Below are 7,674 nucleotides of genomic sequence, written 5' to 3'. Positions count from 1 at the left end.
CCAGTTGTCCATTGTGCCTCGCGCTCGGGGCGCTCGCTCGGGTGCACTCCGCAGGAGCGTGACCAACGCCACGCAAGCTGGCCTTACGATGGCGCCCCCGAACTCTTCGGGCGGGGGCCCCTCGGACAGGCTGGGGGCGAGCCCCCCTAGCGCGCCACCACCTCGTACAGGACCTGGCCCCCAGGCCCCGAGGCCACCTTCCGCAGCGCCCCGTCCCCCGCCGGCAGGCCCCCGTCCGACCGGCGCTGGACAACCCACCGCACCCCGTACTTCCGCAGCACCTCCAGCCGCTCGGCCCGCGACGACCCGGCCGCGAAGTAGGTCCGTACCGCCGCGTCCCGCCGCGCCTCGTCCGGCAGGAAGAAGTCCGGATAGCCGGGCGCCACCGTGTACGCCCCGTACGCCGGTATCTGCCGCGAGGGAATCGTCTTCGCCATCACCACGTCCCCGTACCGTACCCAGGGCGTGATCCAGTGGTACCCCACCCATGGGTCCCGGTACTTCTCCGCGACCACCTCGGGCAGCGCGCTCCGCCCCGTCACGTACCCGACCGTCTGGATCTGCGTCCACGCCCCCACGAGCAGCGCCGCTGCCAGCACCCCGGCCGCCACGTTCCGCAGTGCGCCCCGCGCCGCCCCGGCCACCTCGACGGCGGCCGCCAGCTGCGCCGGGATCAGCACCGCCGGCAGCGCCCGTCCCCAGGAGTAGTGGCCCGTCAGGCCGCCCAGGCCGAACACCAGCACGCCCAGGGCGAAGAACAGCACCAGCGGGTCCAGACGGTCCCGCCGCGCCCGCACAGCCAGCGCCACCACTCCGAGCAGCACCAGGCCGAACCGCGCGAACAGATCCTGGTACAGCGAGCGGTGGATCTCCTCCAGGCTGCCCGCGCCGAACAGGGCGAAGAAGTCGTAGTACGGCCAGAGCGCGAGGATCACGGCGCCCAGCGCCAGCCCGGCGGCAAGGCGCAGCCAGATCCTGAGTCCGACCCGCGCCCCGATCACCACGGCCAGCGCGCCCAGCGTCCCCACCACCCCGGTGAACTGGTGGCTGAGCAGGATCACCGCCCACAGCGCGCCAAGGCCGAGGAACGCCACCCAGCCACCCTCGGTCTTCAGCGTCCGCGTCAGCAGTGCCCAGAAGTGGAAGACCAGCCCCAGTGCGAACACGCTCGGGTACGCCACGGTCAGCGCCAGCGAGTTCAGCCCCAGGAAGCCGCTCCACTTGAACACCTCGGTGCCCCACAGGAACACCAGGCACAGCAGGACGAGCGGCGGCGCGACACGTTGCGCGCTCAGCGTGCGGCCGTACCGCCACACGCCCGTCACCAGCAGCGTCAGGCTGATCAGCGCGCCGATGCGCAGGACCACCCAGACGGAAAGACCGGTCACCCGGGCCACAACACCGAGGAAGAGCATCCACGGCGAGTAGTACGGGCTCGGCGTGTTCTCGTCGACCAGTGGATTGCCGGGGTCCAGCAGCCGGTGCCGCAGCCGTCCCACGGTCGCCGCGTGCATGCCGAGGTCCCCGTCCCACGGCAGCCGCACGATGACCAGCAGCATCAGCACCACGAGCAGTGCCACCACCGCCCACAACGCCACGCCGGCCCTGCCGTCCGGCGTCCGCACGGCCGCGAGCGGGCTCCAGGACCGCCCCGGCTGCTTCCCGGCCCTGCCTCCAGCCCCGCCGGCCCCTCTGCTTCCCTTCACTGTGACGCTCATCATGCCGCGGCGCCCTGCTTCGTCCCGTGCTGGAACACCCACGTCCGGTACACCAGGAAGCGGAACGCCGACGCGAGCAGGATCGACAGCGTCTTCGCCACGTTGGAGCCGATCGGCCCATTCATGTCGAGGCCGTGGTAGCCGACGTAGAACAACAGGCTCTCCATCACCACGCCGACCCCGCTGAAGACGAAGAAGAGCACGATCTGCTGCCGGGTGCGCGAGGCCCGGTCGCGGTAGGCGAAGAAGCGGAAGCCGAGGTAGTTGGTGCCCATGGCGACGACGCTGGCGAGCACGGTCGCCGTCATCGGAGCCCATGCCAGGCCCTGCAGCAGGGCGTTGAAGACGAGGATGTTGACCGCGACACCGCTGCCGCCGACGACCCCGAACTTGATGACCTCGACCGCCAGCCGCCGCACCCGGGCGAGCGCCGGGACTGGGGCAAGAGGGACGGTCTCGGCAACCGGGCGAGCGGCCAGGGGCCGTTGCTCGGTGAGGTTCACAGACACGGGTACGGGTCCTCCACTCGTCCGACGATCACGCCAAACCTGCTCCAAACGTCCCGTCCAACAGAGGCGAGTAGAACGAAGGGTTGAACTTCCCCAGGCCTTGGCAAGAAAGCGTCAGACTAGGTTAGCCGACGGGCGAGCCCGGGCATGATCGAGGGATACGCGCATGGGGCCGCTCTTCACCGAGGGGCGGCCCCATCGTCACACCGGGCCTGGTGCCGCGGCAGGCAACGGGTCCCCCCTGCTCGAGCGAAGCCGAGAGCTTGGGGTGTGCCGGGCCTCGCGACGGGGCGGACGTTGCCTGGTGCGGCACTAACTGTGTGTCCTCAGCAGCGTCCGCATCGTGCGCATCGCCACCGAGAGGTTCGCGAGGTCGAACGAGTCCGAGTTCGAGATCTCGTCGAGCGTCGTACGCGCCCGCGACAGGATCGCCGCGTTCTTCTCCTCCCACGCCTTGAAGCGCTGCTCCGGCGTCGACGTGCCGTTGCCGGCCGCCAGGACCTCCGCCGTCAGAGCCGCGTGGGCCGCGTACAGGTCCTCGCGGATCGCGGCGCGGGCCATCGACTGCCACCGGTCGGCGCGCGGCAGTTCGATGATGCGGTCCATCAGCTGGGTGATCTTGAGCCGGTCGGCGAGATCGTAGTAGACCTCGGCGACGTCCATCGGGTCCTTGCCCATGCGGTCGGCCACCGAGACGATGTCGAGCGCCGGGAAGGCGGAGGAGAACCCGGCCACACGCGTGGCGAGCTCGTCCGGCACGCCGGCGCCCGTCAGCTCGTCGTAGATCTTCTGCCACCACTCCAGGTCCGCGCCGCGCACCAGCTTCGGCAGTTCGCTCCAGACCTGCTCGACGCGCTCGGCGAAGAACGCGACCGTCTCGGTGATCTGCAGCGGCTGCGGCCGGTTGTTGAGCAGCCAGCGCGTGCCGCGCTCGACCAGCCGGCGGGAGTGCAGCCGGATGCGGGTCTGCACGGCGGCGTCGACCTTGTTGTCCAGGTCCTCGACCGCGTCCCACACCGGAGCGGAACGGAAGATCGCACGGGCCGCGGTCTGCGCCCGGACGATCTCCTCCAGCGAAGCGCCGGTCTCCTCGCGCAGACGGTGCAGGTAGGTCGTACCACCGGTGTTGACCGTGTCGTTGACCAGGACGGTCGTCACGATCTCACGGCGCAGTGCGTGGTTGTCGATCTGCTCGGGGAACTTCTCGCGCAGCGCGGTCGGGAAGTACGCGTGCAGGAGGCTGCGCAGGTACGGGTCGTCGGGCAGCGGCGTGTCCAGCAGCTCCCGGGCAACCGTGATCTTCGTGTACGCCAGCAGGACGGCCGTCTCCGGACCGGTCAGGCCCGCTCCGGCGGTGAGCCGCTCGCGGATCTGCCGGTCGGTGGGCAGGAACTCCAGCGCCCGGTCGAGGTGGCCCTCGCGCACCAGGTAGCGGATGAACCGCTGCTGCGCGTGCAGCATGTCCTTCGACTGGAACAGGGCGTTGGCGATCGCCACGTTCTGCGCGTAGTTGTTGCGCAGCACCAGGGCGCCGACCTCGTCGGTCATCTCGGCGAGCAGCTGGTTGCGCTGCTTGACGGTGAGGTCGCCGTTGGCCACGACCGAGTTGAGCAGGATCTTGATGTTCACCTCGTGGTCGGAGGTGTCCACGCCCGCGCTGTTGTCGATCGCGTCGGTGTTGATCCCGCCGCCGTGCTGGGCGAACTCGATCCGGCCGAGCTGGGTCAGCCCGAGGTTGCCGCCCTCGCCGACGACCTTGACGCGCAGGTCCTTGCCGTCCACGCGGATCGCGTCGTTGGCCTTGTCGCCGACGTCCGCGTTCGACTCCGTGGAGGCCTTGACGTAGGTGCCGATGCCGCCGTTCCACAGCAGGTCGACCGGTGCCTTGAGGATCGCCCGCATCAGGTCGGCCGGGGTCATCTTTGTGGCCTTGCCCTCGATGCCCAGCGCCTCACGGATGTGCGCGTTGACCTGGATCGCCTTGGCCGTGCGCGGGAACACACCGCCGCCTGCCGACAGCAGCTCGGTGTCGTAGTCCGCCCAGGACGAGCGCGGCAGCTCGAACAGGCGGCGGCGCTCGGCGTAGGAGGTCGCCGCGTCCGGGTTCGGGTCGATGAAGATGTGCCGGTGGTCGAAGGCCGCGACCAGACGGATGTGCTCGCTCAGGAGCATGCCGTTGCCGAACACGTCACCGGACATGTCGCCGATGCCGACGACCGTGAAGTCCTCGGACTGGGTGTCCACGTCCAGCTCCCGGAAGTGCCGCTTCACGGACTCCCAGGCGCCGCGGGCGGTGATGCCCATCTTCTTGTGGTCGTAGCCCGCCGAGCCGCCGGAGGCGAAGGCGTCGCCGAGCCAGAAGTTGTACTTCTCGGCGACCTCGTTGGCGATGTCCGAGAACGTCGCGGTGCCCTTGTCGGCCGCGACCACCAGATAGGTGTCGTCGCCGTCGTGGCGCACCACGTCGACCGGCGGCACGATCTCGCCGGCCACCAAGTTGTCGGTGATGTCGAGCAGCGCCGAGATGAACGTGCGGTAGCTGCGGATGCCCTCCGCGAGCCAGGCGTCACGGTCCTTGGCCGGGTCCGGCAGCTGCTTGGCGACGAACCCGCCCTTGGCGCCCACCGGCACGATGACGGTGTTCTTCACCATCTGCGCCTTGACCAGGCCGAGGATCTCGGTGCGGAAGTCCTCACGCCGGTCGGACCAGCGCAGACCACCGCGCGCGACCTTGCCGAAGCGCAGGTGCACGCCCTCGACGCGCGGCGAGTACACCCAGATCTCGTAGGCCGGGCGCGGCGCCGGCAGGTCCGGGATGGCCTGCGGGTCGAACTTCATGGAGACGTAGTCGTGCGGCTTGCCGCCGTGCGCCTCCTGGAAGAAGTTGGTGCGCAGCGTCGCCTTGATGACGGTGAGGAAGGAGCGCAGGATGCGGTCCTCGTCGAGCGAGGCGACCTGGTCGAGGGCCGCGTCCAGCTCCTCGAGGAGGGCGTCGGTCAGCTCGAGGCCGGCCCGCTGCCGCTCCGGCGACATCCGTGCCTCGAAGAGGGAGACCAGCAGCCGGGTGGTGTGGACGTTGTTGCGGAGGGTGTCCTCCATGTAGTCCTGGCTGAAGGTCGAACCGGCCTGGCGCAGGTACTTGGCGTAGGCGCGCAGCACCATGGCCTGCCGCCAGGTGAGGCCGGCGCTCAGGACGAGCGCGTTGAACCCGTCGTTCTCCGCCTGCCCGGTCCACACCGCTGCGAACGCGTCCTGGAACCGCTCGCGGCCGTCGTCGCCCAGGTAGTCGCCGTTGCCGGCCACCTCCTTGGGCAGCCGGAGACCGAAGTCGTAGATCCACGCGGTCGTACGGTCCTGGCAGCGCAGCTCGTACGGCCGCTCGTCGATGACCTCGACGCCGATCCGCTGGAGCACCGGCAGCACGGCGGACAGGGAGACGGAGCCGCCCTTGCGGTAGATCTTGAAGCGGCGCTCGCCGGGGCCGGTGCCCACGGGCTCGTACAGGCTGAGGGCGAAGTCCTTACCGCCCTCCTCGTCGGTGAGCTGTTCGAGGTGGACGAGGTCGGCGACCGCGGCGCGCGGGGTGTGGTCGGCCTTGTAGCCCTCGGGGAAGGCGTTCGTGTAGCGGCGCTGGAGCTCCGCGGCGCGCTCCTCGCCGAGCTCGGCGGTCAGCGCCTCGCTGAAGGCGTCGGTCCAGGAGCGGGCGGCCTCCACCAGCCGGGCCTCGATGCGCTCCTTGTCGGCGTCGGACAACTCCGGCAGCTCGGTGCCCTGCGGGACCCGGACCACGAAGTGCAGCCGGGACAGGATCGACTCGGTGTTCCAGGCGGTGAAGTCGACGCTGGTGCCGCCGAGCTCCTCCTTCAGGATGTCGATGATGCGCAGCCGGACGCCCGTGGTGTAGCGGTCGCGCGGCAGGTAGACGAGGGCCGAGTAGTAGCGCCCGTACTCGTCCTGGCGCAGGTAGAGCCTGAGGCGGCGGCGCTCCTGGAGGTAGAGGACGGAGGTGACGATGGAGCGCAGCTCGTCGGCCGGGGTCTGGAACAGCTCGTCGCGCGGGTAGGTCTCCATGATCTGGAGCAGGTCCCGGCCGTCGTGGCTGTTGGGCGAGAACCCGGCACCCGTGAGGACCTCGTCGACCTTGCGCCGGACGACCGGCACGCGCAGCACGGACTCGGTGTAGGCGGCGGACGAGAACAGGCCGAGGAAGCGGCGCTCGCCGACGACGTTGCCGTTCTCGTCGAACTTCTTCACACCGACGTAGTCGAGGTACGAAGGCCGGTGCACGGTGGCACGGCTGTTGGCCTTGGTGAGGACCAGCAGCTTGTGCTCGCGCGCCTTGGCGCGGGCGTCGGCGGGCAGCCGCTCGAACGACGGGCTGACCGGGTGCTGGTCCTCGCCCGCGTGGTGGGGGTCCGATCGCAGTATGCCGAGCCCGGTGCCGGGGACGGCGGCCAGCGTGTCGTCGTCGCGCAGCTCGTACTCGCGGTAGCCGAGGAAGGTGAAGTGGTCGGCGGCCAGCCAGCGCAGCAGCTCGCCGGCCTCCTCGATCTGTGCCTGCGGCAGGTCCTGGGGGACCGGCTCCTTCTGGATCCCCTCGGCGACGCGCAGCGCGCAGTCGCGCATCTTCTCCCAGTCCTCGACGGCCTCGCGGACGTCGGACAGGACGCGCAGCAGGTCGGAGGTGATCTGCTTGAGGTCGGAGCGGTCGGTCTCGCGGTCGATCTCGACGTGGATCCAGGACTCGACGTGCGCGTCGTGCGGCAGCTCTGCCCCGGGGGCGTCGGGCAGCACCTCGAGGAGCTTGCCCGTCAGGTCGCGGCGGACGACGAACTGCGGGTGGATCACGACGTGGATGCCGCGGCCCTGGCGGGACAGCTCGTTCGTCACGGAGTCGACGAGGAACGGCATGTCGTCGGTGACGACCTCGACGACGGAGTGGCTGCAGGTCCAGCCGTTCTCCTCGACGGTCGGGGTGTGCACGCGCACGTTGGCCGTGCCCTGCGGGCGCGTCTCGGCCAGCCGGTAGTGCGAGAAGGCGGCGCCGAAGACGTCCACCGGGTCGCGGTCGGTCAGGTCTTCGGGGGCGGTGTGCAGGTAGTAGCGCTGGAGGAACGCGAGGACGGTCTCCCGGTCCGGGGTGCCCTCGTCCGTCGTCCCGGTCGGTAGATGCCCCCCGACCGGGCTGTTCTCAGCTACCCGGGCAGCCCTCTCGAGCAGCTCGGCCTTGGCTTCGTCCAGCTTGGTCTGCATTGTCCTCTGGCTCCTGTCGCGCGCCGTTGCGTGACGTAGAAGGAAGTACGGTCTCTTCTCCGACGTAACGCCGCGACGCGGGGTGTCCGGTCTGCTTAGACGCTATGCCGCATGGAGAGAAGTGCGGGGGGTTATCGGCCATTTCCGGCGCCCGCGGCGACTGCGACGCTGCTCCCGGCGCGCTCGGCGCCTTC

At 70.0% G+C, this 7,674-nt stretch carries 3 protein-coding genes; all 3 read right to left on the bottom strand.

From position 1 onward, the window contains the following. Positions 1–146: 146 nt before the first annotated feature. Positions 147–1,559, bottom strand: coding sequence for a hypothetical protein (locus AB0N14_RS36250; RefSeq protein WP_366029961.1), 1,413 nt, complete (start codon positions 1,557–1,559; stop codon positions 147–149). Between the two features lie 158 nt (positions 1,560–1,717). Next, positions 1,718–2,227, bottom strand: a complete 510-nt coding sequence (locus AB0N14_RS36245) for a GtrA family protein (protein WP_366029959.1) — start codon at positions 2,225–2,227, stop codon at positions 1,718–1,720. A 312-nt stretch (positions 2,228–2,539) separates the two neighbouring features. Continuing rightward, entirely contained in the window at positions 2,540–7,480 is a 4,941-nt protein-coding gene (locus tag AB0N14_RS36240) for an NAD-glutamate dehydrogenase (protein ID WP_366029958.1), read from the bottom strand. Positions 7,481–7,674 lie beyond the last annotated feature (194 nt).

Source organism: Streptomyces sp. NPDC051104 (genome assembly GCF_040682835.1).
GTDB classification, from domain to species: domain Bacteria; phylum Actinomycetota; class Actinomycetes; order Streptomycetales; family Streptomycetaceae; genus Streptomyces; species Streptomyces cynarae.
This window is presented reverse-complemented; position numbering and strand designations above follow the sequence as displayed.

Bases quoted from the DNA above. Each gene is read 5' to 3' on its own strand.
- AB0N14_RS36250 (WP_366029961.1), bottom strand. From the start codon at position 1,559: ATGCTGCTGGTCATCGTGCGGCTGCCGTGGGACGGGGACCTCGGCATG.
- AB0N14_RS36240 (WP_366029958.1), bottom strand. From the start codon at position 7,480: ATGCAGACCAAGCTGGACGAAGCCAAGGCCGAGCTGCTCGAGAGGGCT.